The organism is Nonomuraea sp. NPDC003754, assembly GCF_053605785.1.
The window spans coordinates 127,932-151,400 of record NZ_JBSGJX010000002.1 but is presented as its reverse complement, the minus strand read 5'-3'; the positions used below and the strand labels follow the sequence as shown (position 1 = coordinate 151,400).

Genomic DNA, 23,469 nt, shown 5'->3' with positions numbered 1-23,469 from the left:
GTCGCGGGAGCCCGTCCGCCCTCGATCGTCGATCACTCTTTACGACTTTCGTCGTAAAGAGTCCGGTTCGCCGCGCCGTACGCTCGGACCATGCTGCTCGGTGCCGTGGTGTTCCTGGCCTGCCTGGCCGTCGTCAACGGCCAGATGGGGGTGGCGTCCAGCCTGCCCTGGCCGCTGACGACGACGGCCGCCGTGCTCGCCGGCCTGGCCGCCTGCTTCACGCGGCGCGCCTGGTGGCCGCTGGCGGTCGCCGGCGCCGCCGGCTACGTGGCGCTGGCGATGTGGCCGCCGCTGCTCGTCGCCTCCTACTACGCGGGCACGACGTCGCGCGGGCCGCGGAGCGTCGCCGCCTACGCGGGCGCGGGCGTGGCCGTCACCGGCCTGTCGGCCGTGGTGGGCGCGCTGCTCGGCGGCACGCGCGAGACGGTGACCGGCACGTTGGCCAACGCGACCCTCGTGGGCGCGGCGGTGATCGCGCTGCCGCTGGTCTTCGGCCTGTGGGTCAGAGCCAGGCGCGACGTGCTCGCCGCCGCGAGGGAGCGCGCCGACCGGCTCGAACGCGAGCAGGTCATGCGCGCCGAGCAGGCCCGTGCACAGGAACGCGCCCACATCGCCCGCGAGATGCACGACGTCGTCGCCCACCGGGTGTCGCTCATGGTGATGCACGCCGGCGCACTCGAGGTCGGCACCTCCGACCCGCGCACCGCCGAGGCGGCCGCCCTCATCGGCGGCATCGGCAGGGAGGCCCTGGCCAACCTCCGCGACGTCCTGGGAGTGCTGCGCACCCCCGCGCAGGCCCCGCCCCGCGCGCCCCAGCCCACGCTGGCCGACCTCGACACGCTCCTGGACCGCTCGCGCGCCCTCGGCCTCACGCTGACCAGGCTCGACGAGGGCCACACTCGAGAGATCGGTCCCACGGCCGAGCGCACCGCCTACCGCGTGGTGCAGGAGGCGCTCGCCAACATCCACAAGCACGCCGGGCAGACCGCCGCCGACGTCGCCATCCGCTTCCTGCCGTCCGCGCTGGAGGTGGTGGTCACCAACCAGCCCCCCGTACGGCCGGCCACCCCGCTCCCCGAGTCGGGCTGGGGCCTGGTCGGCCTGCGCGAACGGGTCGAACTCGGCGGCGGCACCCTGCACGCCGCCCCCCGCGAGGACGGCGGCTTCGAGCTGCGGGCCAGGATCCCCGCGTGATCCGGGTCCTCATCGTCGACGACGAGGCCCTGGTCCGGTCGGGCCTGCGGCTCATCCTCGAAGCGGCGGGCGACATCGTGGTCGTCGGCGAGGCCAGGGACGGGGCCGAGGCGGTCTCCGCGGTGGCGCGGCTGCGGCCCGAGGTCGTGCTGATGGACGTGCGCATGCCGGGCACCGACGGGCTCGCCGGGGCCGCCCGCGTCCTCGGTGCCGCCGACCCGCCCAAGGTCATCATGCTGACCACCTTCGACCTGGACGAGTACGTGCACGAGGCGCTGCGGCTCGGGGCCGTCGGGTTCCTGCTGAAGGACACCCCGCCGCGTGAGCTGGCCGCGGCCGTACGGACCGTGGCCGAAGGGCAGGCGATGCTGTCGCCGACGGTCACCAAGCGGCTGATCGGGGCGTTCGTGGACAGGACGCCGTCGAGGGCCGAGACGGCCAGGCGGCGGCTCGCCTCGCTCACCGGGCGGGAGGAGGACGTGATCAGGGCGCTGGCCAGGGGACTGTCGAACGCCGAGGTGGGCCGCGAGCTCCATCTGACGGAGGCGACGGTGAAGGCCCACGTCAGCAGGGTGCTGGCCAAGCTCGGCCTGACCAACAGGGTCCAGGCGGCCATCCTCGTCCACGACGCCGACCTCGGCCTCTGATAATAAGCACAGCTATTATAGATGTGTTTATCATTGCCTCATGGACAAGCCTTCCGAGGTTTTCGATCGGGACTACGAGTGGTCTGAGCTCGCCAGGTTCATCGCATACCCGGGGCGAGAGGCGACGCTCGGCGTGGTGTCGGGGCGTCGGCGCCAGGGCAAGACGTTCCTGCTGGACGCGGTCTGCAGGGCGGCGGGCGGATTCTATTTCGCGGCGACGGAGGCGACGCGGGCGGAGTCGCTGCGCCAGTTCGGCACCGCCCTGGCTCACCATCTGGGCGACACCGTCCCGCGTCGCTTCGCTGACTGGGACGAGGCCATGCGCGCGCTCATGGGCATCGCCGGAGATCGGCCCATCCCTGTTGTGATCGACGAGTTCCCCTACCTGGCGAAGGCGTCGCCCGAACTCCCGTCACTCATCCAGCGCGCGCTCGGTCCTCAGGGGCAGCGTGAGGGTTCGCCGGTACGTCTGTTGCTGTGCGGGTCCGCGCTGTCCTTCATGGGGTCGCTCCTGGCCGGAACGGCGCCTCTCCGCGGCAGGGCGAGCTTGGAACTGGTGGTGCCGACCCTTGACTACCGGATGGCCAGGCGATTCTGGGAGATCGATGATCCGGCCCTGGCACTGCGCGTTCATGCCGTGGTCGGCGGGACGCCCGCCTATCGGCGTGAATTCACGCTGGGGGACGTCCCCAGGGATCTGGAGGACTTCGGCCCTTGGGTGATCCGCAATGTTCTCAACCCCGGGCGTCCGCTGTTCCGCGAGGGCAGGTTCCTCCTGGCCGAGGAGCCGGAACTCCGCGACACCGCGCTCTTCCACGGGGTCCTGTCGGCGGTCGCCGGCGGCAACCACACGCGAGGAGGAATCGCCGGTTATCTCGGCAGGAAATCAACGGATCTCGGGCACGCGCTTACCGTGCTCGAGGACATCGGCATGATCTGCAGGGAGCCCGACGCTTTCCACGGCAAGCGGTCGGCCTATCGCATCACCGAACCTATCCTCAGCTTCTATCACGCGATCATGCGGCCCGAGTGGACCGACCTGGAACGGCCAGGGCTGGCCGCGCGGGTATGGGACAGGTCGCAGGCGGCCTTCCGCAGCAAGGTCCTGGGGCCGCATGTGGAGCACCTCGCCCGGCTCTGGACCCGCTGGCATGCCGAGGCCGAGACCGTCGGCGGACGGGCCGCGCGTGTCGCGTCGGGCGTGCTGCCGGATCCCGCCAACCGGACCGGGCACGAACTCGATGTGGTGGCGTTCGCCCGCGCGGACGACGGACGAGAGCGGATCATCGCTATCGGTGAGGTGAAGAGCGGCGACGTGGTGGGTCGGGCGCATCTCGACCGGCTGGAACACGCTCGCGGGCTGCTGTGGAGTAGGGACGAGCGGGCGACAGCCGATACGCGGCTGCTGCTGTTCAGCGCGAACGGGTTCACGCCACAACTGGAGGAGATCGCTCAGAGGCGTACGGACGTGCGGTTGGTGGGGCTGGACGAGCTCTACGAGGGCTCCTGAGCTGTCTGCGGACGTGGGCGGGCAGGTCACCGGCGGGCCCGAACCCCACCGCCTGTGGGGGTTCGGGCCGGACGGTGGATCAGACCAGGCCCAGCGCCTTCTTGAGGAAGTCGACCTGCAGCAGCAGCAGGTTCTCCGCGACGACCTCCTGCGGCGTCATGTGGGTGACGCCGGACAGCGGCAGCACCGTGTGCGGGCGTCCCGCCGCCAGCAGCGCCGACGACAGGCGGAGGGTGTGGGCGGCCACCACGTTGTCGTCGGCCAGGCCGTGGACGAGCAGCAGCGGGCGGTCGAGCTTGGCGGCGTCGGCGAACAGCGACGACTGGTCGTACACCTCGGGCTGGACGGCGGGGTCGCCCAGGTAACGCTCGGTGTAGCAGGTGTCGTACAGGCGCCAGTCGGTCACCGGCGCCCCCGCGATGGCCGCGTGGAAGACGTCGGGGCGGCGCAGGACGGCGAGCGCCGCCAGGAAGCCGCCGAACGACCAGCCGCGGATGGCCACCTTGGACAGGTCGAGGTCGTCGGGGTACTGCTGCGCGACGCCCTGGAGCGCGTCGATCTGGTCGTCGAGGACGGGCGTGGCCAGGTCGTTGAGGACGGCCCGCTCGAAGGCCGGACCGCGACCGGGCGTGCCGCGGCCGTCGATGACGACGACGGCGAAGCCCTGCTCGGCGAACCACTGGCTGGTGAGGTACATACCCTGGGCGGCCAGGACGCGCTGGGCGTGCGGCCCGCCGTACGGGTCGAGGAGCACGGGCAGCTTGCGCGAGCCCGGCTCGTGCCAGGAGGGGAAGACGACCGCGGTCGACAGCTCGCGGGTGCCCGCGCGGCCGAGGTGGACGCGCAGGTCGAGGCCGGGACGCTCGGCGAGCGAGGGGATCGGGATGGTCATGCCGCTGGGCAGGACCGCCGTGGCGGAGACGCCCTCCTTCTCGAGCGACTGCTCGGTCAGCACCCCGACGCCGCCCGACAGCCGGCCCGAGTAGACGCCGGACGAGGTGGAGACGGGCATGAGGGAGTGGCCGTCCCAGGTCCAGAGCTGGATCTCGGTCGGGTCGCCGCTGGCCCTGAACAGCACGGTGTCGCGGTCGATGTCGAGCACGTCGCGCACCTGGAGGGTGGGCGGGGTGATCGCGCGGTCGCCGACGAACAGCCGGCGCCCTCCCTCGTCGTCGGCCACCCAGACCAGGGAGCCGTCGTCGAGATGCCCCGGTACGCCGGTCACGATCTCGACCCAGGCGTCGTCGGTGTCCTCGCGCAGCAGCGTGGCCGCGCCGGTGGCCGGGTCGACGGTGAACAGGCGCAGCGCCTTCTGGTCGCGCGGCATGGTGACGATCGACAGCGCGTGGGAGTCCCAGGCGGCGGTGGTGAGGTACTCGTCCTCGAACGGCACCGCGACCCTGGAGCCGTCGAGCCCGATGACGAACAGCTCGGTGCGGGCGTTGGGCGTGCCCGCCGCGGGATACCGCTGCGGTACGGCGGCGCGGTCCGGATTGGCGGGGTCGGCGATGTACCAGGTCTGGACGGGCGCCTCGTCGGCGCGCTCGACCAGGAGCGCGTCGCTGCCGGGTGCCCACCAGTAGCCGCGGTGGCGGTCCATCTCCTCGGCGGCGATGAACTCGGCCAGGCCGTAGGTGACGGTGTCGCCCTCGGGCTCGGCCAGGGCGCGGTCGTCGCCGGTGGCCAGGTCGTGGACGCGGAGGCCGCCGCCGGTCACGTAGGCGACCAGGCGACCGTCGGGGGACAGGCGGGGGTCGATGACCGCGCCCGGCGTCTCCAGGCGGCGCGTGGCGCCCTCGGCCACGTCGGTGACGTACAGGCCGCCGGACAGCGCGAAGGCGGCCGTCGTGACGGCGGAGTCGGTGGCGTAGGCCACGACGCCGCCGGCCTGCTCCCTGCTGCGCTCGCGGCGGGCGCGCTCCTCCGGCGGCAGGTTCTCGTCGTCGGCGTCGAGGGCGCGGGGGTCGACGAGCAGGCGTTCGACGTGGGTGGCGGTGTCGAGCTCCCACAGGCAGGTCACCGGGTCGGTGCCGGACTGCGTCCGCAGGAACAGGACGCGGGCGCCGTCGGGGGAGATGGTGAAGCCTCTGGGCACTCCCAGGGTGAACCGGCGGGTCCTTGCGTGCAGGCGCGGGAAGCTCTCACTCATAAGCCCCCATCCTGCCAGGTGAGACGGTCGCCCCGCGCGTCCGGTGACGCCGTAGGAAACGCAGGTGGAGCGGGTGGAAGCAGTGGCGGAGGCAGGCGCCGGGTGGCATACGCTCGGGGCATGAGTGATCGACGCCTGCTGCTCGTCCACGCCCACCCCGACGACGAGACGATCGGCACCGGCGCCACCATGGCCAGGTACGCCGCCGAGGGAGCCCACGTCACCCTGGTCACCTGCACGCTGGGCGAGGAGGGCGAGGTCATCCCGCCGGAGCTGGCCCACCTGGCGGCCGACGGCGACGACGCGCTCGGTCCTCACCGCGTCGGCGAGCTCGACGCCGCGTGCAAGGCGATGGGCGTCGACGACCACCGCTTCCTCGGCGGTCCCGGCAGGTGGCGCGACAGCGGCATGATGGGCGCCGCCGCCAACGACCGGCCGCACGCGTTCTGGCGGGCCGACCTCGACGAGGCGGCGGCCGAGCTGGTGGCGATCATTCGAGAGGTGCGGCCGCAGGTGCTGGTCACCTACGACGAGGACGGCTTCTACGGTCACCCCGACCACATCCAGGCGCACCGGGTGGCGTGGCGGGCCTTCGAGCTGGCCGCCGACCCGGCCTTCGGCGAGGGCGAGCCGTGGCGGATCGCCAAGTTCTACTACACCGCCACCGCCAAGTCCGTCATGCGCAGGACGGCCGAGGAGATCGAGCGGTCGGGGGTCGGCTTCGTCGCCGAGAACGTCGAGGACGTGCCGTTCGGCGTTCAGGACCACGAGATCACCACCGAGGTGGACGCCCGGCCGTACCTGGGCAACAAGTTCGACGCGATGCGGGCGCACGCCACCCAGATCACCGTCGACCCGCCCTGGTTCGCGCTGTCCAACAACATCGGGCAGGAGGTGTTCGGGGTCGAGCACTTCATCCTGCGCAGCGGGATCACGGGCGAGACCGGGCCGGGCGCGCCGATCGAGGCGGGCGGGCTGGGCGAGCATCACGCCCTGGAGAAGGATCTGTTCGCGGGCATCCACTAACCTCCTCCGTTATGGAGCAACGGAGCCACGCCGAGTCCGCGCTGGCGGGGGCCGCGTACGGCATGCTGGCCGTGCTGGGGGTCGTCCTCGGCGTGGTGGGCGGGTTCACGCACGCGTGGTACGTCGGGCCGACGTGGCCGCTGGCGGCCATCGGCTGGGTGCCCGCGCTGTTCGCGATCTGTTTCGGCGCGGGCAGGCTGATGCGCGCCAAGCTCGGCGCCTCGGCGGTGGCGGCCGGCTGGCTGCTGGTGTCGATGGTGTTCTCGCTGAAACGCGCGGCGGGCGACCTGGTGATCGCCGGTGACGTGGCCGGCTTCGTCTACCTCTACGGGGGCATGGCGGTCGTGCTGGTGGCCGTGTTGCTCTCGCCGTCGTCGGCGGGCGGCGGCTCGTGGCTGCTGAAGGGCGTCGACCAGCAGGCCCCGATGATGCGGCAGCCCCCGCCGACGGTCGACGGGGGCCGCTGACGCGCTACCGGACCCGGGCTACCGGACCCGGGCCACTGGATCCGGGCTACTGGACCGGGGGCTGCGGAGTCGGGGTCGGGGTCGGGGTCGGAGTTGGGAGCGGGTCGGGCTCGGGCGTCAGGTCGCCTGTCTCGCCGTCGTCGTCCTCGCCGCCGTCACCCCCGTCATCCCCCGTGGTGGGGCAGGTGGTCGGGGTCGGCGTGGCGGCCAGCGGGGTCGTGACGGCCAGGTCCACGGCCGGCGTGCCGCCGTCCGCGGGCGGGACCGCCTGGGGCGTGGGCGGGTTCGGACTCGGCGTCGGGCTCGGGCTCGGGGTCGGGATCGTGTCCTGGGCCGGGGGCGCGGGTGTGCAGGTGACGTAGACCGTGGCGGTCGCCGTGACCGTCGGGCCCGTCGTGACCGTGGTGGTCGCGGTGGTGGTCGCGGTCGTGGTGGCGTTCACCGTGGTGGTCGCGTTCACCGTGGTCGTCGAAGCGACCGTCACCGTGGCCGACGGGACCGCCGACGCGGTGACCGTGGCGGTCGCCGACGGCGTCGCCGTGGCCGTCACCGTGCGCGTCGGCCAGGGCAGCACCTTGAGCGAGACCGAGGCCTTGCCGCTCTTCTTGTAGGTGCCCTTGCCCAGCTTGGTGGAGGCCTTGCCGGCGCCGGTCGTCACCGGCAGGGAGGCGGTGGCCGTCCGGCAGGACTTGCCCTTGCACACCTTCTGCTTCACAGTGAAGCGAGCCGCACCGCCGTACGTGACGGCGACGTCCAGATAGGCGACGCCCTTCTTGGCCACCACCTTGGTGGTCGCGGTGTACTTGGCCGCGGTGGGCGTCGGCGTGGGGGAGGGGCTGGTGGAGACGGGTAACTCCAGCCGGTCAACCGTGGGGGTGTCAGTGGCCGAGGAGGTCTGGGTGACGGCGAGGCCGCCGACGGTGGCCAGCGCCATGGTGCACACCAGGGCGGCCAGAATGATGAATCTCATGATCCTGCTCTTGGGGGAGATTTCAGGACGGGGATCATTATTCCGATTTGTCAAGTCGGGTCAAGGGTGAGAGGCATGGACAGGCGGCACCGGATCCGCAGGATCGCCAACTTCGTCAACCTCTCCACCCCTCTTGGCCTGCTGATCTCCGTCATCGGCGGGACGACGAGAAAGCCCGGCCCTCAGGGACTCATTCTCGCGTACGGCTATCGCTACGGCTTCCCCGTTGCCGGTGCCTTCACCGTCGGGAACGTCGTGCTGACCAAGCACCCCGAGACCTACCTGACCGGCAGGCTGCTCGACCACGAGGACCGGCACGCCACCCAGTGGGCCTGGTGCGCCGGCCTGCCCATGCTGCCGCTCTACCTGCTCTCCCTCGGCGTGTCGCTGCTGATCTGCGGCAACCAGGCCGCCTACAACCCCTTCGAGCGACTGGCCGGGCTCGACGACGGCGGGTATCCCCGCGCGGCGCCGTGGTGGAAGCGCGACCAGTCGCTCCCTGAGGGGATCGAGAAGGGCGAGTGAGCGAGTCGCGCCCGCTCACGGCGTGAGCGTGAGCGTGTGCCTGGCCGCCTTCCTGATCGAGTCGAGCTTGGAGTGCATGGGCGTGGTCCGCCCGTCGGCCCACAGCGCCGCCTGGTCCCAGTAGTTGTCGTGGAAGGCGTGCCCCGAGGCGCCGGTCAGGTTGATCCAGCGGGAGCGGTCCATGTCGGCCAGGTCGACGACCATCCGCATCGAGGGGACGGCGGTGATCCCGTAGTCGTCCTGGATGTTCCATCCCGTGGCGTTGACCGCGTCCTTGTTGCCGGGCGAGCCGAACGGGCCGCGGTTGAACAGCGCCTCGACAGGGCCGATGCCCGAGGTGCCGAAGGTCTGGTTGGTCAGGGTGAGCGTGTGCAGGTCGCCCCACCGCCACGCCTTCACGTCCGGGCCGAGCAGTCCGGCCAGCTCGTGGTGGGCGTCGGCCATGGCGGCGCGCAGGATGTCGTCGCGGGTCTCGGTGACGTTCTTGGTCGTCACGTCGTCCCAGTACGGGTCCTCCGGGCGCTCCAGCAGGTTGCGCACGACCTCGTACCAGCGGTCGCCGCCGCCCGGCCGGGCTCCCGAGGGCAGCTCGTCGTTGAACGTCGCCATGAGCAGGTGCCGCCAGACCGCGTTGAAGTAGGCGGCGGGCGCGGAGTCGAGGCCCTGGGAGCCGTCCCATCCGCGCAGCAGCGCCTGGGCGTCGGCGCTGGGGCCGGCCAGGCCCACCTTCAGCAGCGCGGGGACGAGGACCTCGGCCAGGCCGTTGTGGGAGTCCTGCTGGATGCGGCTCATGGTCTCGGCGTCGATCTTGCCGCTCTTGGTCGCCTGGCGGACCCGTTCGAGGATGCGCTTGGCGCGGTAGCCGTACGACCAGTCCTTGGTGAGGAGCTGCCGGTAGCGGTCGGGGTTGATGACGGCGTTGTTGGCGGTGACCACGAAGCCGTCGGCCGGGTCGGAGACGCTGGGCAGCTCGTCGAAGGGGATCGCGCCGCGCCACTCGTACTCGCCGGTCCAGCCCGGCACGGGCCAGGTGCCGTCGCCCTTGGCGCGCACGGGGATGCGGCCGGGCGCCTGGTAGCCGATGCGCCCTTCGGTGTCGGCGTACACGAGGTTCTGCGCGGGCACGTCGAACAGTGAGGCGGCGGCGCGGAACTCGTGCCAGTCGCCCGCCTCGTTCAGGTCGAAGATCGCCTCGGCGGCGGTGCCGGGGGTGAGCGCGGTCCACTGCAGGGCCACGGCGTTGGCCTCGTCCGACGGTTTGACGCTGCCCATCACCTCGTGCATCAGCGGCCCGTGCCTGGTCTTGCGGACCTTGATGGTCACGGGGTCGCCGCCGGCGACCTTGATCTGCACGTTCTTGGTCTCCAGCGGGAGCCATTCGCCCTTGTAGAGGTAGGTGTCGTCCTTGACCTGCTCCAGGAAGAGGTCGGCGACGTCGGGGCCGAGGTTGGTGAACCCCCAGGCGATCTTGTCGTTGTGCCCGATGATGACGCCGGGCACCCCGGAGAAGGTAAACCCTGTCACGTCATAAGCGCATTTTTCCGACTTCGTACGGCAGTGCAGCCCCGCCTGGTACCAGACCGACGGCAGCTGCGCCGACAGGTGCGGATCGTTGGCCAGCAGCGGCTTGCCCGTCGTGGTGTGCTCGCCCGAGACCACCCACGAGTTCGACCCGATCCCGTCGTTCTCCTCGGCCCCCATCAGGTCGGGCACCCTGCTCAGCGCCTCGGCCGCACCGGTGAGGACGGCCGAGCCCTCGCCGAGCCGCGGCTCGCTGCGCTCGTCGAAGCGGCCGTCGGCGATGGTGCCCTGCGTCACGATCGCCGGGTTGCGGTCGAACGGGTAGCCGGGGAAGAGCTGGTTGACCCGCTCCCTCGGCAGCTTCGTGGCGGCGAGGGCACGGTCGATCTCGTCGTCGAGGTTGGAGCGCAGGTCCCAGGCCATCGCCTTCAGCCACGACACCGAGTCGAGCGGTGTCCAGGGCTCGGGCTTGTAGCCGGAGTTCTGCAGCTTCAGGACGGAGTATTCGAGGCTCCTGTCCGAGGCGTTCGGGTGCTCGGCGAGGTAGGCGTTGACGCCCTTGGCGTACGCGTCGAGGTAGCGCTTGGTGCGCTCGGTGAGGTTCGCCAGCTCCTGCTCGGCCACCTCCCGCCAGCCCATCGTGCGGATGACCTTGTCCTCGGTCAGCGTCGCCGGCCCGAACAGCTCCGACAGGCGTCCCGCGGTGACGTGGCGGCGGAAATCCATCTCCCAGAAGCGGTCCTGGGCGTGGACGTAGCCCTGCGCCATGAAGAGGTCTTCGGAGGTGTCGGCGTAGATCTGCGGGATGCCCCACTCGTCGCGGTAGACCTCGACCTTGCCGGTCAGGCCCGCAACCTTGATGGTGCCTTCGAGCCGCGGGAACGACTGCCGCGCTATCCACACGCCGACCGCCGCGAGGACGAGCGCCAGGGCCAGGAGGACGGTCAGCACCCTCGCGAGCCAACGCAGCGGCCACGGCAACCCCACATAGGGCCTGAACCTCACGAAAACCTCCTTATGCCGTGGCTTCGCACCAAGTGTCGCAGCCGTTTCTCGGTGCGACGACCATGATCACCTCGCGTGACGGAAAGGTCGCGATCAGGCGACGTCCGGGCACGAGGGAAGCTAGGTCCAGGTCTGCCCGTCGGGGGTGTCGGCCACCTTGACCCCGAGCCCGGCCAGTTCCTCCCGCAGCCGGTCGGCCGCGTCCCAGTCGCGCGCCTCGCGGGCCCGCGCCCGCTGGTCGAGCAGCTCGGCCGCCCCCGGCGGGAGCACCCGCACCTTGCCGATCTCCGTCGACAGGTCCAGCGCGAGCACCTGGTCCAGATGCAGGAACGACTCGAACTTCGCGCCGGGCGCCACCGACTCGTCCTTCTCCAGCTCCCGCAGCACCCGCAGCGCCGACGGGGTGTCGAGGTCGTCGTCGAGGGCGGCCTCGGCGCGCCGTACCCACTGCTCGGCCATCGGCGCGCTGGGCGACTCGGCCCACTCGGCGACCCTGGTCCGCCACCGGCGCAGCGTGCGGTCGGCCGCGCGCAGGGTGTCCCACGTGAGGTTCATCTGGTGGCGGTAGCGGTGCTCCAGGAACGCCAGCCGGACGGCCAGCGGGTCGAGCCCGGTGGCGGTCACGTCCCGCAGCAGCACCACGTTCTCGGTGGACTTGGCCATCTTGCGCCCGTCGAACAGCAGGTGCTCACCGTGCACCCACCGCCGCACCACCTCGTGGCCCGCGGCGGTGTCGGACTGGGCGCGCTCGTCCTCGTGGTGAGGGAAGCGCAGGTCGATCCCGCCGGTGTGGACGTCGATCCGATCGCCCAGGTAACGCAGCGACATGGCCGAGCACTCGACGTGCCAGCCCGGGAAGCCCCGACCGCCCCACGGGGTGTCCCACGCCAGCTCGCGGTGCGAGTGCTTCCACAGCGCCCAGTCGGCGTGGAACCGCTTGCGCTCGTCCACCCCCTCCACCCGGTGCCCCGGCCTGAGCGCGTCGAGCCGGTTGCCCGAGAGCTCGCCGTACGAGGGAAAGGTCTGCGCGGCGAAGAACACCGAGCCGTCCGGTACGGCGTAGGCGTGCCCCTTCTCCATGAGCTTGACGATCAGCTCGATCATGAGGTCGACGGACTCGGTGGCGCGCGGGGTGTACTCGGGCGGGCGCAGGTTGAGGGCGGCGGTGTCGCGGTGGAAGGCGTCCTCGTAGAAGCGGGCGATGTCGAGGGTGGAGCGGCCCTCCTCGCGGGCCCGCAGGACGATCTTGTCCTCGCCGACCTCGGCGTCGTCGACGAGATGCCCGACGTCGGTGATGTTCTGGCAGACGAGCACGCGGACCCGGTTGCGCTCCAGGACCCTGCGGACGAGGTCGGACAGGAGGTAGGAGCGCAGGTTCCCGACGTGCGCGAACCGGTAGACGGTCGGGCCGCAGGTGTACATCCTCAGGGCCCTGGCTTGGGGAAGCTCCTCGACCTGCCGGGTGCGCGTGTCGTAGATCCGCAACATGGAACGAGCCTAATCCGGCGCGTCGCCACCCCCAAGGCCCAGCCGTTCGCGGCCGGGCCCTGCTCCCGGCCGCGCCTCCAGGACGGGCTACTCGCCCAGAAAGCCCCCAGGACGGGCTACTCGCCCAGGAAGCCCCCAGGACGGGCTACTCGCCCAGAAAGCCCCCAGGACGGGCTACTCGCCCAGGAAGCCGAGGATGTCGCGGTCGCCGCGCTCGCGCAGCCGGGCGACGACCTCCTCGCGCGTGGCCGTCTCGGGCAGCCCCACCCTGGCCCCGATGAGCCGCAGCCCCTCGGCCTCCGAGTCGACCGGAGCGGTGTAGCCGATCAGGTGCAGCGCCCTGTTCAGCGGGCGCAGCGCCGGCTGGGCGGCGGGAAGGAAGCGCGTCAGCAGCTCCCCGCCGTCCGAGACCGTCAGGAACACGTGGTCGCCCTCGGAGGCGTTGAACTCCGCCAGCACGTTCCTGATCGACCCCATCGTCGGCTGGTTGTGCCAGGAGATCACCACGTCACCCGACGGCGCGGAGGCGGTCAGCGACCCGCCGGGCGCCATCCCGAGGTGCGCGGCGAACCCGGTCGGCAGCGGGGAGCCCGACCCGCGCAGGTGCTCGGCGTTGACGTCCACCCGGTGCCACCAGCGCCCGTCACGCGACCTGAAGCAGCGCCGCGTCTCGGAGACGTCCTTGCGCGGCTGGTAGCCCGGCTGGTCGGGCGCGGCCACCCTGATCCAGCCACGCTGCGAGCGCTCGAACCCCGGCCCGCCCGAGTAGGCGCGCACCGAGCTCTCGCTCACGTCGTATCTCGACGTCAGGTTGGCCACGATGGTGTTGACCGAGGCCTCGCCGCCGGCCCGCTCGATCTCCCTGGCGATCATCTCCCTGATCCCCAGGTACTCCTCGCCGCCCCACCGCGCCAGGCCGTACTTGTTGCGGTCCACGCGGCGGAAGCGCGCGTCGGCGGTCAGCTGGTTGCGGATGCCGACCAGGCTGTAGTCCTCGCCGATCCGCTCCTGGATCTCCTCGGGCGTGAGCGCGTGCCCCGAGACCGCCAGCACGGCCTCGGCCTTCTCGTTCACGCTGCGCGGCCACAGCATGACGTGCCCCTCGTAGACCCGCAGCTGGGGCACCGTGGCCAGCCACCGCTCGGCCACGTCCTCGCGGACACCGAGCTGCGAGGTCATCGCCACGGCCTCCGCCATGACCCTCGGCCCCTCGGCGAACAGCTGCCTGGTCTTCTCCCGCAGCTCGTCGACACCGCCCGCGATCAGCCAGCCGTCGACCTGGTCGTAGCCGGTCAGCAGCGTCCTGACGAACCGCCACACCGGGATGCCGAGCGTCACCAGCTCGGTGCGGTGCCACGGCGCCGCGTCGGCCAGATGCTCAGCGGGTACGGCGGAGCCCAGCTGCCCACGCAGCCAGGTGACGTGCGCCAGCAGCGGCCCCGCGTCGGGCGAGGCCAGCCACGCCTCCACGTGGTCGCGCAGGTCGCGCTCGATCTGCCTGATCCGCTCGCGCGTCACGGAGAAACGCTGGGCGAGCTCGTCGAGCGTGGCCCGCTGCTCGGCGTAGACACGGTCGCGCGCGATCGTGCGCTGCCGCTCGTCGAGGGCGACGAACAGCTCGTCGACCAGCTGCGGCAGCGCGACCGTCCTGATCTCGGCGACCGGCTCCAGCAGCCGCTCGAACACGCCGACGAACAGCTTGTGGACCACGTCGCGGCCGAGCACCTCGGGCGTGCGCTCGCTCTCGCCCGGGTTGGAGAACCTCAGCAACGGCAGGATGTCGCCCACCTGCAGATGCCCCCAGAAGGCCACGGCCACGTCGGCGAGACGGCCGGCCACGGCCTGCGTGCCGATCACGGCACACGCCCGGTCCAGCGGGATCGACTGCCACCACGCGTCGGGCAGCTGAGGATCATCCGCGAGAGGTGCGATCTGGACGGGAGAGGTCCAGCGCAGGGGCGGCGCGAGGTCACTCAGGCTGAGATTCATTGGGGTCCAACCAGCAAAGGGAAAGGATATCCGCAGTTCAGAGACTATGTGATTAGGACGACAAAAATGGGCTCCCTCTTCCCGCATGGGAAACGTAGAGCACCGACCGCGCCCGCGTACAGGCCACGTAGAGCAGCCCCCGCTCGCGCTGGAGCACCCGCGCCCGGTCGGCGGGGTCGTCCGGCAGCGGCTCGGGCACCACGCCCTCGGCGATCCCGATCAGCGCGACCCGCTCGAACTCCAGGCCCTTCAACCCGTGCAGCGTCGTGACCCGCACGTCGTGACCCGCTCGGGCGAGCGCCTCCCTGGCGGACCTGACGAGGCGGGTGGTGCGCGCGGCCACGGCCATCTCCCCGGCGGGCACGCCGTCCTCCAGCCACGACCCGATCGTGGACACCAGCCCGGCCAGCTCGGCCTCCGGCGAGTCGTAGGCCCTGATCGTCGGCCGTTCGCCGTGATGCGTGCTGCGGAAGTCGCGCAGCTCCTGCACGTGCTTGACCAGCCCGAGCGCCGGGCCGCCGCCGCGCAGCCGTACCCCGAAGGACAGCACCTCGTGCGGCAGCCGGTAGGAGATCGCCAGCTCGTGCTGCACGGCGTGGATGCCGACCGCCTCCAGCGCGCTGCGGTGGTCGGTGATGCGCTGGTGCGGGTCGCCGACCACGAACAGGTCGTCCGGAGCGCGCGGCACCGCCGCGCGCAGCAGCCGCCACTGGGCCGGGCTCACGTCCTGCGCCTCGTCCACCACGATGTGCCGGTACGGCTTGCGCCCCGGCTCGCCGAAGCTCAGCACGTCGTCGAGCAGGTCGCCGGCCGCCCTGGTGAGCAGCCGCAGCGCCTCCTCCGCCAACTCGGCCAGCGAGCGCGCCCCCGGCCCCACGAGCACGGGCTGCCGCCCCTCCACGTCGGCCACGATCCTGACCGCCAGCCGGTCGACGTTGTCGACGTCGACGCGCTTGCGGACCGCCTCGTCCTCGATCAGCGTGTCCAGGCGCGCCGACAGGTCGGCCGCGAGCCCCTGCGTCAACGTCACCAGCAGCACCGGCCCGTTGCCGTGCTCGGCCAGGTGCGCGGCCCGGTGCAGGGCGGTGAGCGTCTTGCCCGTGCCGGCGCCGCCGGTGACGAGCACCGGGTGCTCGTAGTGGCCGGCGCGGGCCAGCCGGTGCTGGGGCGGGTGCAGGAAGACGCACCAGTCGGGCTTGCCGACGATCCTGTCGATCTCCTCGGGCCGCGCGGCGAACACCGCCAGGTCAGGGCTGCGCAGCAGCGCCCCGAGCAGGTCGGAGGTGTCGATCGGCTCGGGGGAGTCCCACGAGGTGCGGCGGGAGTCCAGCGCCTTCCACGCCTCGGGCAGCGAGCCGCCCCTGGCCATCACCGCCAGCGGCAGGTACTGCGTGGGCGGCAGCAGCGACTCCAGCGCGTCCACGTCCGCCTCGTTGGTGATTAACCTGACCAGCGGCAGCAGCGCGAGGTCGACCCCCAGGCCCAGCAGGTCGGCGTCGTCCACGTCCGCGAACAGCCGCGTCGCCCCGGCCGAGCGGCGCAGGGCGTGCTCGACCCTGCCCAGCGCCTCGGCGTCCCACTGCTCGATCACCCCGATCAGCGGGTTGACGCTGAAGGCGTGCCGGCCCGCGTAGGTCTCGGCCTCGTCGTCGGGCAGCAGCGTGAGCAGCCACGACAGGTCGCCCTGCCGTACCACGACGCCCTTGAGCCCGTCGGCCATCCGCACCGTCCCCACCCCCTCGGGGGCGGGGACCTCGTCGAGGAATCCGTACAGCGCGGCCATGACCTGCCCGCGCTCTGGCGCAGCCAGAGCGCGGAGCTCCCTGGGGAAGCCGGGGGCGATCGCGAGCCGCGCCACGGGCTCAGTCCAACAGGTCGAGCAGGTCACGGTCCCCGCGTTCGCGGAGCCTGGTCTTGAGGTCGTCCAGACTGACGTTGCCCGACATGCCAATCCTTATGGCGATGATTCTCGCGGCGTGCTCGATCGCGCTGCTCAGGCCGGTGTAGTCGGCCAGGCGCAGCGCCTTGGAGATCTTACTGGCGCCCGGCGTGGCCACCGGCAGGTGCTTGGCCCGCAGCACGCCCTCCTTCGAGAGCGTGATGAACAGGTGCCCGCCCTCCCGCGCGCCGACGTCGGCCAGCAGCCTGCCCATCTGACTGATGCACGGCCTGCCCAGCCAGCTGATCGACAGCTCGCCCGCCGCGCTCCTGACCGTCCAGCTCGCGCCCGCGGTCAGCCCCAGGTAGGCGGCGAACCCGCTCGGCAGCGCGCACTCACCGGTGGCCAGCTGCTCGGCGGTCACGTCGATCCGCAGCCACCAGCGCCCGTCGGGCTGCCGGAAGCAGCGTTTGGTCAGCGAGACGTCCTTGAAGGCCTGGTGCGGCTTGCCGTTGCCGTTGCCGTCGGATGGCGCGGGCGCAGGGAAGTCCTCGAACCGGGCCGCCGCCTCACCGGGCGCACCCTGCGGCTCCGGATGCGGCGGCGCCTGGACGGACCCGGCGTACGGCTCGACCCCCGGCACGGACTGGAACCGCGGCTCCAGCACGGGCGCCGCTGCGGGCTCCTGCGGTCGTTGGAGGTGCGGTTCTCCCGCTCCAGGGCCAGGAAGATGCGGTTCTCCCACCCCGGGACCAGGCAGGTACGGTTCTCCCACCCCGGGACCAGGGAAGGGCGGCTCACCGGCCACCACCGGGCCGGAGAACTGCGGCTCTTCCGCCGGGCCAAGGAACTGCGGCTCCGGAACGGCAGGCGAGCCGGGTACCTCGGCGATCCGCGCCGGTGCGGCCAGCGTCGCCTGCACGAACTGCCAGGCGGGCACGTCGAGCGCGCGCACCTCTCTGCCGTGCCAGTCGGCCGCCCCGATCAGCAGGTCCCGCGGCGGATCCACGCCCAGCCGGGCGCGCAGGTCGTCGAGGTGCGCCCGGTAGGGCGCGGTCTCCTCGGCGGCCAGCCACCGCAGCAGGCGCTGGCGCAGCTCGGCCTCGACGGCGACGATCTCCGCCTTGGGGGCCGCGAACAGCTTGGCCAGCTGCTCCACGGCCGAAGGCGCATCGGTGAAGACGCGGTTCTGCGCGACGGCCCACGTCTTGTCGTCCAGACCCGCGAAGGAGGCCTCGATCAGCGCGTGCAGGTCGACCGCCCCGGCGGGGGCACCCGCCGCCGACGGCTCGCCACCGGACAGACCCGCCTCGGGCAGGCCACCACTCGCGAAACCCGCGTCGGCCGGCTCCCCACTCGCGTCGCCCGCGTCGGGCAGGTCATCACCCGGGACGCCCGCGTCGGGCAGGTCGCCATGTGCGGCGCCCGCGTCGGCCGGCCGGTCGTGGGGGACGTCCGCGTGGGGCAGGTCACCACCCGGGACGCCCGCTTCGGGCAGTTCGCCGCCGGACGCGCCGGTGACAGGAAGGCCGTCGGGCGTGTCCGACCCGAACAGGTCGCCGTCCTGGACGCGCGCAGCGGGCAGATCGTCACCCGGGACACCCGCAGCGGGCAGGTCGTCACCCTGGACGCGCGCTGCGGGCAGGTCGTCACCCTGGATACCCGCAGCGGAGAGGTCGTCACCCGGGACGCGCGCTGCGGGCAGGTCGTCACCCTGGACGCGCGCTGCGGGCAGGTCGTCACTCGGGACCCGCGAAGCGGGCAGGTCGCCGTCCGGGACGCCCGCCGCCGGCTCGTCGTCCGGCACGGCGGCGAAGGACCACTCGCCCACCGGGTCGGCCACCGGGTCGCCCACCGGGTGCGGCCGCTCGCCATCCGGGGCGGCCTCGTCGGCCCTGTCGCCCGCACGCTCGGCGCGTTCCACACCGGGGCTCGCGGCGCCCGTGCCATCGAGGACGTCGGCTGCGGGCTCCTGGACGCCGTCCGCCCACAGAGCACCGGCACCGGCCGCCTCCTGAAGCCGGGACGCCTCGGGCACCCCCGGGGCCGGCGGCTCCTCGGACACCGGCTTGAACGCGGAGTCCTGGCCACTGTCGGCGGGACGCGGGGTGGACGCCTGGAAGGCGTCCCAGCGCTCGGCTCGCGCGGACGCGGCCTGCTCGGGCGCCGCAGGCGGGGCGGCGTCCTGCCCGCCCGTCGTGGTGCCGGTCCCGAAGGCGTCGAACGGCGTGCCGTAGGACTGCTTGGTGGAGCGGGGCTTGCGCGACGGGAGCGGCGGCGCCTCGGCCCGCGACCCGGCGACCGGCCGATCCGGCGCCACCGGGGCGCCCGCGCTCGGCGAGACGGGTTCCGCCGGGGACACGGCGCTCGGTGTGACGGATTCCGCCGGGGACACGGCGCTTGGCGAGGCGGGTTCCACCGGGGACACGGCGCTCGGCGCGGGCATGCCGAACTCGACGGGGGAGTCGGCACCCGACGCCTGCAGACCGTGCCCCGAGGGGTCCGGTCCCAAGGCGTCCGGTCCCAAGGCGTCCGGCGAGGCGTTCGGTCCCGAGGCGTCCGGTGCCGCAGCGGCCGCCTCCGGCTCCAGCGCGTCAGGCGTCGAGGTCTTGGGCTCCAGGTGGTCCGGCGCCGAGGTCTCCGGCTCCAGGGCGTCCGGCGCGAGAGCCTCCAGCCGTGCGACGCCCGCGGCGCCCCGTCCGGGTGCGGCGGACTCCAGGACGTCGGCTGCGTCCCGCTCCGGGGCCTCCGGCCGCGCCGGGGTCGGCTGCGCGGGGGCCGGCTGGGAGAGTTCCGGCTGCGCGACGTTCGGCTGTGCGGTGTCGGACCGTGCGGTGTCCGGCTCCGCGAAGGTGTCCAGGATGTCCCGTTCCGCGGGGGTGTCCAGGACGTCCGGCTCCGGCGGGAGCGATGCCGCGGCCTCCGGGTGCGACACGGCCTCCTCGCCCGGCGTCAGCCGTACGAAGACCGCCGAGAACAGCGAGGTGAGCACCGGCCGCGCCTTCACGAACGGCTGGTCCACCAGCTCGCGGCTGCTCAGCGACAGCAGCCCCGGCCACGAGCCCACCCGGTCGAGGGCGATCGCGACGTGCGGCTCGTCGGCCTCGTCGGGGTCCAGGACGTGCAGCGCGGGCAGGACGTCGCCGATGGCCGCGGCGGGCCACTGCTCCAGCGCGATCTCCGTCAGCAGCTCGCCGAGGGGCTCGGGTCCGATGGCGGCCAGCACCCGCGGCATGGGCAGGCTCCGCCACCACGCGTCAGGCAGGTGCGGTTGCCCGTGGAGCAGTGTGATCGCGGCAGCGTCGCTCCACCGCAAGGGTGGTACGAGGTCGCTCAGGCAGAAGTTCATCCTGTTCCGTTCACCAGTCCCTCGCGCCGCGGTCGCGGCGCAGCCATACTTGTGCCGCCACGGAACAGACCATAGCCGCGCAAAACAGCCCTGTGCATCATGGAGTACGTATCAGCGCCTGACGGCGGCGAAGCGTAGGCGCACGTAATCGGCCATCCAGCCGCTCTCCCTGCGGAGCGCCGGGGCGGCCAGCTCGTTGACCCGCCTGAGCAGCGGTTCGATCAGGTCGGCGGGCAGCCCGTCGAGGAGCGTTCCGGCGTACACGCGGACCCAGTCGGCGGCCCCGCGGGGGCACTCGTCGAGCGGGGTGGGCCGGTCGAAGTACTCGAGCAGCCTGACGACGAAGCCCTCCTTCTCCAGCAGCCTGGAGTGCTCGGCGGGCGTGGGGAAGTACCAGGGCAGCTCGGGCTCGCGCAGGCCGTACTCGCGCCATGCGGTGGAGACGGCGGCGGTCAGCTCCGCGCAGTTGCCGGCGCCGCCCATCTCGGCCACGAAGCGGCCGCCGGGCCGCAGCGCCTCGCGGACGTTGGCGACGACGGTGCGGGGGTCGCGGCTCATCCAGTGGAGGGCGGCGTTGGAGAAGACGGCGTCGTAGGCCTGCGCGACGGTGAAGTCGTGGCCGTCGCCCACGATGAAGTCGATGCCCGGGTACTGGGCCAGGGCCTTCTCGATCATCGCGAGCGAGCCGTCGATGCCGAGCACGCTCGCCCCCCTGGCGGCGATCTCGGCGGTCAGCACGCCGGTGCCGCAGCCGAGGTCGAGCACGCGCTCACCCGGCTGCGGATCGAGCAGGTCGACCAGTGGCGCTCCCTGCGGCGAGACATAGCCGAAGCCGCTGTCGTAGGCGCGAGCGGTCAACCGCGTCATGCTCGGTGTGTCGTATCGCAAGACCGATCAGCTCCCCCGTAGTGGGACAACAACTCTAGGGGCTGAAGGTCTCTACGACATATCAGTCACACCGGGCACACTTGTCTCACCGGGCCCAGTTCTTCTTCAGGTAGGCCTTCGCGGCGTCGGTCTGCGGGATCGTGAGCAGCACCGGTGGCCCGGGAGGGGCGGGCAGCTGCGCGGCGACCTGGGTGTCGAGGGTGCCCTTCATGACCATCGCCTCACCCCGCGCGGGACGGGCGTAGCCCTTGAGGAACAGGTTCTGGCCCTCGTCGGAGAACAGGAACTCCTGCCACAGCCTGGCCGCGGCGGGGTGCGGGGCGTCCTTGTTGATCGCCTGCACGTAGTACGCGCCGAGGGGCGCGTCCTTCGGGATCGTGACCTTCCAGCTCTCGCCGGGCTTGGCGGTGCGGGTCGCGTTGAGGTAGTCCCAGTCGACGACGACGTTGGCGGAGCTCTGCTGGGTCAGCTGGCCCGCCTTCCGCAGCTTGTCGAACAGTTCGACGCCGCGCTGCACCTGGGGCACGCCGTTCACCAGCGAGGCGGCCATGACGCCGTTGAAGGCGGCGGCGGTCTGCCGGGGGTCGCCGGGGAGCGCCACCTTGTAGCCGGGCCTGAGCAGGTCGGCGAAGGAGGCGGGCGGCCTGACGTGGCGGGAGTCGTACCCGAGCGACATGTAGCCGCCGTAGCCGGCGTACCAGGCTCCGTTCCGGTCCTTCACGTGGTCGGGCACGTCCTGCCAGCCCGCCACCTTGTACGGCGCGAAGCGCGCGGCGTTGGCGACCGCGGCCTCCAGGCTGAGGTCGAAGACGTCCGGCTTGAGCTGCGCGGCGGACTCGATCGCGCGCTGGCTGCTGGCGGTGGGCTCGAACTGGTTGACCTTGATGCCGTACTTGTCGGCGAAGGTGTCGATGATCTCGCCGTAGTTGGCCCAGTCACGCGGCAGGGCGATGACGTTGAGCTCGCCCTCCTTCTTGGCGGCCTCCGCCAGCCGCTCGACGGTGGTGAACCCGGCCTTCATCGAGGCGGCCTTCACGTCGACCGGAGGCAGCGGCTTCTCTTCCGTCTTCGCGGCGCCGCATCCGGCGCTGAGGAGAACGGCGGCTACGGCGGCACAGGTACGCACAGTCACATGAAAGATACTCGCCGCTACACTCGCTCAGGTCGAGGAGGCACGACCTTCGCGGCCACCAAATGCTCCTCCTGGATCTCCACGAGCGTGCCGTCGCGCTTGCGGACGCGCAGCACGCCGCCGTCCCACGATTCGAGAATGCCCACGGCGTCGCGGAAACCACCGGGCACCATTCTCCGTGTGGTAACCCTGGCCCCAATATCCGCACTTGTCAGGGCGATGACGAGGCGAGCGGCCATGAGTTTGCCACCCTCCGTTCCCGACACTTGGCTGACCCGGCAATACTAGGGCGTAGAAAACCCGCGGTCTAAGAAGGAGCTCGACGTGACGTACGTCATCGCGCAGCCTTGCGTGGACGTTCTGGACAAGGCGTGCATCGAGGAGTGCCCCGTCGATTGCATCTACGAGGGCGAGCGCATGCTTTACATCCACCCCGACGAGTGCGTGGACTGCGGCGCGTGCGAGCCTGTCTGCCCCGTAGAGGCGATCTTCTACGAAGACGACCTTCCCGAGCAGTGGAAGGACTTCTACAAGGCCAACGTGGACTTCTTCGAGGACCTGGGCTCGCCGGGCGGCGCCTCGAAGGTCGGCAAGATCGACAAGGACCACCCCGTCGTCGCCGCACTGCCGCCGCAGGCCGAGGAGCACTGACAGGTGCACAATCTGCCGGACTTCCCGTGGGACCGGCTGGCGCCTTACAAGGAGCGCGCGCAGGCGCACCCCGACGGCATCGTCGACCTGTCGGTCGGCACCCCGGTCGATCCCGTGCCGCAGATCGTGCAGGACGCGCTGGCCGGGGCCGCCGACAGCCCCGGCTATCCGCTGACGTACGGCACGCGCGAGGCACGCGCCGCGGCGGCGGGCTGGTTGCGCCGCAGGCACGGCGTCACGCTCGACGAGCGTGCCGTGCTGCCGCTCATCGGCTCGAAGGAGTTCGTGGCCTGGCTGCCGACGCTGCTCGGCGCCCGGCGGGTCGTCATCCCCGAGCTGGCCTATCCCACCTACGACGTGGGCGCCCGCATCGCGGGGGCCACGCCGATCGCCGCCGACGGGCTGCTGGCCCTCGGTCCCGCCGACGTCGACCTGATCTGGGTCAACTCGCCCTCCAACCCCACGGGCAAGGTGCTGCCCGCCGAACACCTGCGCAAGGTGGTCTCCTGGGCGCGTGAGCGGGGCGCGATCGTCGCCTCCGACGAGTGCTACATCGAGCTCGGCTGGGAAGAGGAGCCGATCTCCATCCTCCACCCGGACGTGTGCGGCGGCTCCCACGAGGGGTTGCTGGCCGTCCACTCGCTGTCCAAGCGCTCCAACCTGGCCGGATACCGTGCCGGGTTCGTCGCGGGCGATCCCGCGCTGGTCGCCAGGCTGCTGGAGATCCGCAAGCACGCGGGCATGATCATGCCGGAGCCGGTCCAGGCCGCGATGACGGTCGCGCTCGGCGACGACGCCCATGCCGACGAGCAGCGCGAGCGCTACTCCGCCAGGCGGCGGCTGCTCCGCCCGGTGCTGGAGAAGGCCGGCTGGCGCGTCGACCACTCCACGGCCGGGCTCTACCTGTGGGCCTCCGACGGCACCGACTGCTGGGATCAGGTGCGCCGCCTCTCCGAAACCGGCATTTTGGTCGCACCTGGGGATTTCTACGGAACCGCTGGTGGCAGCCACATCCGGATCGCCGTGACGGCCACCGACGAACGCATCAGTGCGGCGGTGCGTCGCCTCCAGTAGGATCC

At 71.9% G+C, this 23,469-nt stretch carries 18 protein-coding genes; 8 read left to right on the top strand and 10 right to left on the bottom strand.

From position 1 onward, the window contains the following. The first annotated feature begins 90 nt into the window (after window positions 1-90). Genes ACWEVS_RS03275 through ACWEVS_RS03265 form a run of 3 tightly spaced genes read left to right on the top strand, consistent with a single transcriptional unit; the run spans window position 91 to window position 3,351 of the window. Window positions 91-1,194 (top strand): sensor histidine kinase, encoded by a 1,104-nt coding sequence (locus tag ACWEVS_RS03275; protein ID WP_452549687.1) that lies wholly within the window; start codon window positions 91-93, stop codon window positions 1,192-1,194. Beyond that, entirely contained in the window at window positions 1,191-1,841 is a 651-nt protein-coding gene (locus tag ACWEVS_RS03270; RefSeq protein WP_452415840.1) for a response regulator, read from the top strand. Before ACWEVS_RS03275 ends, ACWEVS_RS03270 begins: the two co-directional genes overlap by 4 nt. A 40-nt stretch (window positions 1,842-1,881) precedes the next feature. After that, the gene (locus ACWEVS_RS03265) at window positions 1,882-3,351 is read left to right on the top strand and encodes an AAA family ATPase (protein ID WP_452549684.1); all 1,470 of its coding nucleotides are present in this window, start codon (window positions 1,882-1,884) and stop codon (window positions 3,349-3,351) included. Window positions 3,352-3,430: 79 nt separating this feature from the next. Here ACWEVS_RS03265 and ACWEVS_RS03260 read toward each other — a convergent pair whose 3' ends face one another. Continuing rightward, window positions 3,431-5,500, bottom strand: coding sequence for a prolyl oligopeptidase family serine peptidase (locus ACWEVS_RS03260; RefSeq protein WP_452549682.1), 2,070 nt, complete (start codon window positions 5,498-5,500; stop codon window positions 3,431-3,433). A 120-nt stretch (window positions 5,501-5,620) separates the two neighbouring features. Here ACWEVS_RS03260 and mshB point away from each other — a divergent pair, with 120 nt between their 5' ends. Next, complete coding sequence (gene mshB / locus ACWEVS_RS03255; protein ID WP_449917816.1) at window positions 5,621-6,526, top strand: N-acetyl-1-D-myo-inositol-2-amino-2-deoxy-alpha-D-glucopyranoside deacetylase; 906 nt, start codon at window positions 5,621-5,623, stop codon at window positions 6,524-6,526. An 11-nt stretch (window positions 6,527-6,537) separates the two neighbouring features. Further along, entirely contained in the window at window positions 6,538-6,993 is a 456-nt protein-coding gene (locus ACWEVS_RS03250) for a DUF6113 family protein (protein ID WP_449917814.1), read from the top strand. 46 nt (window positions 6,994-7,039) lie between these two features. Here the strand turns inward: ACWEVS_RS03250 and ACWEVS_RS03245 are convergent, their stop codons facing one another. Then, a complete protein-coding gene (locus ACWEVS_RS03245; RefSeq protein WP_452549680.1) occupies window positions 7,040-7,963 on the bottom strand; it encodes a hypothetical protein in 924 nt (307 codons plus the stop codon). 75 nt (window positions 7,964-8,038) lie between these two features. Between ACWEVS_RS03245 and ACWEVS_RS03240 the strand changes: the two genes are divergently transcribed. After that, window positions 8,039-8,488 carry a hypothetical protein gene (locus tag ACWEVS_RS03240; protein ID WP_452549679.1) on the top strand — a complete coding sequence of 150 codons (450 nt, stop codon included), beginning with the start codon at window positions 8,039-8,041 and terminating at the stop codon, window positions 8,486-8,488. 15 nt (window positions 8,489-8,503) lie between these two features. On the opposite strand, the gene ACWEVS_RS03235 is transcribed toward ACWEVS_RS03240, so the two are convergent. The 8 genes from ACWEVS_RS03235 to ACWEVS_RS03200 form a co-directional block, all read right to left on the bottom strand. Next, window positions 8,504-11,014 carry a penicillin acylase family protein gene (locus tag ACWEVS_RS03235; protein ID WP_452549677.1) on the bottom strand — a complete coding sequence of 837 codons (2,511 nt, stop codon included), beginning with the start codon at window positions 11,012-11,014 and terminating at the stop codon, window positions 8,504-8,506. Between the two features lie 120 nt (window positions 11,015-11,134). After that, window positions 11,135-12,502, bottom strand: coding sequence for a cysteine--tRNA ligase (gene cysS, locus ACWEVS_RS03230; protein ID WP_452549675.1), 1,368 nt, complete (start codon window positions 12,500-12,502; stop codon window positions 11,135-11,137). A gap of 174 nt (window positions 12,503-12,676) precedes the next feature. Then, a complete protein-coding gene (locus ACWEVS_RS03225; protein WP_452549674.1) occupies window positions 12,677-14,491 on the bottom strand; it encodes a sigma factor-like helix-turn-helix DNA-binding protein in 1,815 nt (604 codons plus the stop codon). A gap of 52 nt (window positions 14,492-14,543) precedes the next feature. Further along, window positions 14,544-16,349, bottom strand: a complete 1,806-nt coding sequence (locus ACWEVS_RS03220) for a UvrD-helicase domain-containing protein (protein WP_452549673.1) — start codon at window positions 16,347-16,349, stop codon at window positions 14,544-14,546. A 4-nt stretch (window positions 16,350-16,353) separates the two neighbouring features. Then, the gene (locus tag ACWEVS_RS03215; protein WP_452549672.1) at window positions 16,354-19,605 is read right to left on the bottom strand and encodes a hypothetical protein; all 3,252 of its coding nucleotides are present in this window, start codon (window positions 19,603-19,605) and stop codon (window positions 16,354-16,356) included. Between the two features lie 225 nt (window positions 19,606-19,830). Beyond that, entirely contained in the window at window positions 19,831-20,586 is a 756-nt protein-coding gene (locus tag ACWEVS_RS03210; protein ID WP_452415852.1) for a class I SAM-dependent methyltransferase, read from the bottom strand. A 106-nt stretch (window positions 20,587-20,692) separates the two neighbouring features. Next, window positions 20,693-21,733, bottom strand: coding sequence for an ABC transporter substrate-binding protein (locus ACWEVS_RS03205; RefSeq protein WP_452549671.1), 1,041 nt, complete (start codon window positions 21,731-21,733; stop codon window positions 20,693-20,695). A 23-nt stretch (window positions 21,734-21,756) separates the two neighbouring features. Beyond that, window positions 21,757-21,978, bottom strand: a complete 222-nt coding sequence (locus tag ACWEVS_RS03200) for a putative acetyltransferase (RefSeq protein WP_452549669.1) — start codon at window positions 21,976-21,978, stop codon at window positions 21,757-21,759. Window positions 21,979-22,063: 85 nt separating this feature from the next. Here ACWEVS_RS03200 and fdxA point away from each other — a divergent pair, with 85 nt between their 5' ends. Further along, window positions 22,064-22,390 carry a ferredoxin gene (fdxA, locus tag ACWEVS_RS03195; protein WP_354905819.1) on the top strand — a complete coding sequence of 109 codons (327 nt, stop codon included), beginning with the start codon at window positions 22,064-22,066 and terminating at the stop codon, window positions 22,388-22,390. Between the two features lie 3 nt (window positions 22,391-22,393). Then, on the top strand, window positions 22,394-23,464 hold the full coding sequence (dapC, locus tag ACWEVS_RS03190; RefSeq protein WP_452549667.1) for a succinyldiaminopimelate transaminase: 1,071 nt from the start codon (window positions 22,394-22,396) through the stop codon (window positions 23,462-23,464). The last annotated feature ends 5 nt before the right edge of the window (window positions 23,465-23,469 follow it).

Bases quoted from the DNA above. Each gene is read 5' to 3' on its own strand.
- ACWEVS_RS03275 (WP_452549687.1), top strand. From the start codon at position 91: ATGCTGCTCGGTGCCGTGGTGTTCCTGGCCTGCCTGGCCGTCGTCAAC.
- ACWEVS_RS03265 (WP_452549684.1), top strand. From the start codon at position 1,882: ATGGACAAGCCTTCCGAGGTTTTCGATCGGGACTACGAGTGGTCTGAG.
- ACWEVS_RS03260 (WP_452549682.1), bottom strand. From the start codon at position 5,500: ATGAGTGAGAGCTTCCCGCGCCTGCACGCAAGGACCCGCCGGTTCACC.
- mshB (WP_449917816.1), top strand. From the start codon at position 5,621: ATGAGTGATCGACGCCTGCTGCTCGTCCACGCCCACCCCGACGACGAG.
- ACWEVS_RS03250 (WP_449917814.1), top strand. From the start codon at position 6,538: ATGGAGCAACGGAGCCACGCCGAGTCCGCGCTGGCGGGGGCCGCGTAC.
- ACWEVS_RS03245 (WP_452549680.1), bottom strand. From the start codon at position 7,963: ATGAGATTCATCATTCTGGCCGCCCTGGTGTGCACCATGGCGCTGGCC.
- ACWEVS_RS03240 (WP_452549679.1), top strand. From the start codon at position 8,039: ATGGACAGGCGGCACCGGATCCGCAGGATCGCCAACTTCGTCAACCTC.
- cysS (WP_452549675.1), bottom strand. From the start codon at position 12,502: ATGTTGCGGATCTACGACACGCGCACCCGGCAGGTCGAGGAGCTTCCC.
- ACWEVS_RS03225 (WP_452549674.1), bottom strand. From the start codon at position 14,491: ATGAATCTCAGCCTGAGTGACCTCGCGCCGCCCCTGCGCTGGACCTCT.
- ACWEVS_RS03215 (WP_452549672.1), bottom strand. From the start codon at position 19,605: ATGCCGCGGGTGCTGGCCGCCATCGGACCCGAGCCCCTCGGCGAGCTG.
- ACWEVS_RS03210 (WP_452415852.1), bottom strand. From the start codon at position 20,586: ATGACGCGGTTGACCGCTCGCGCCTACGACAGCGGCTTCGGCTATGTC.
- ACWEVS_RS03200 (WP_452549669.1), bottom strand. From the start codon at position 21,978: ATGGCCGCTCGCCTCGTCATCGCCCTGACAAGTGCGGATATTGGGGCC.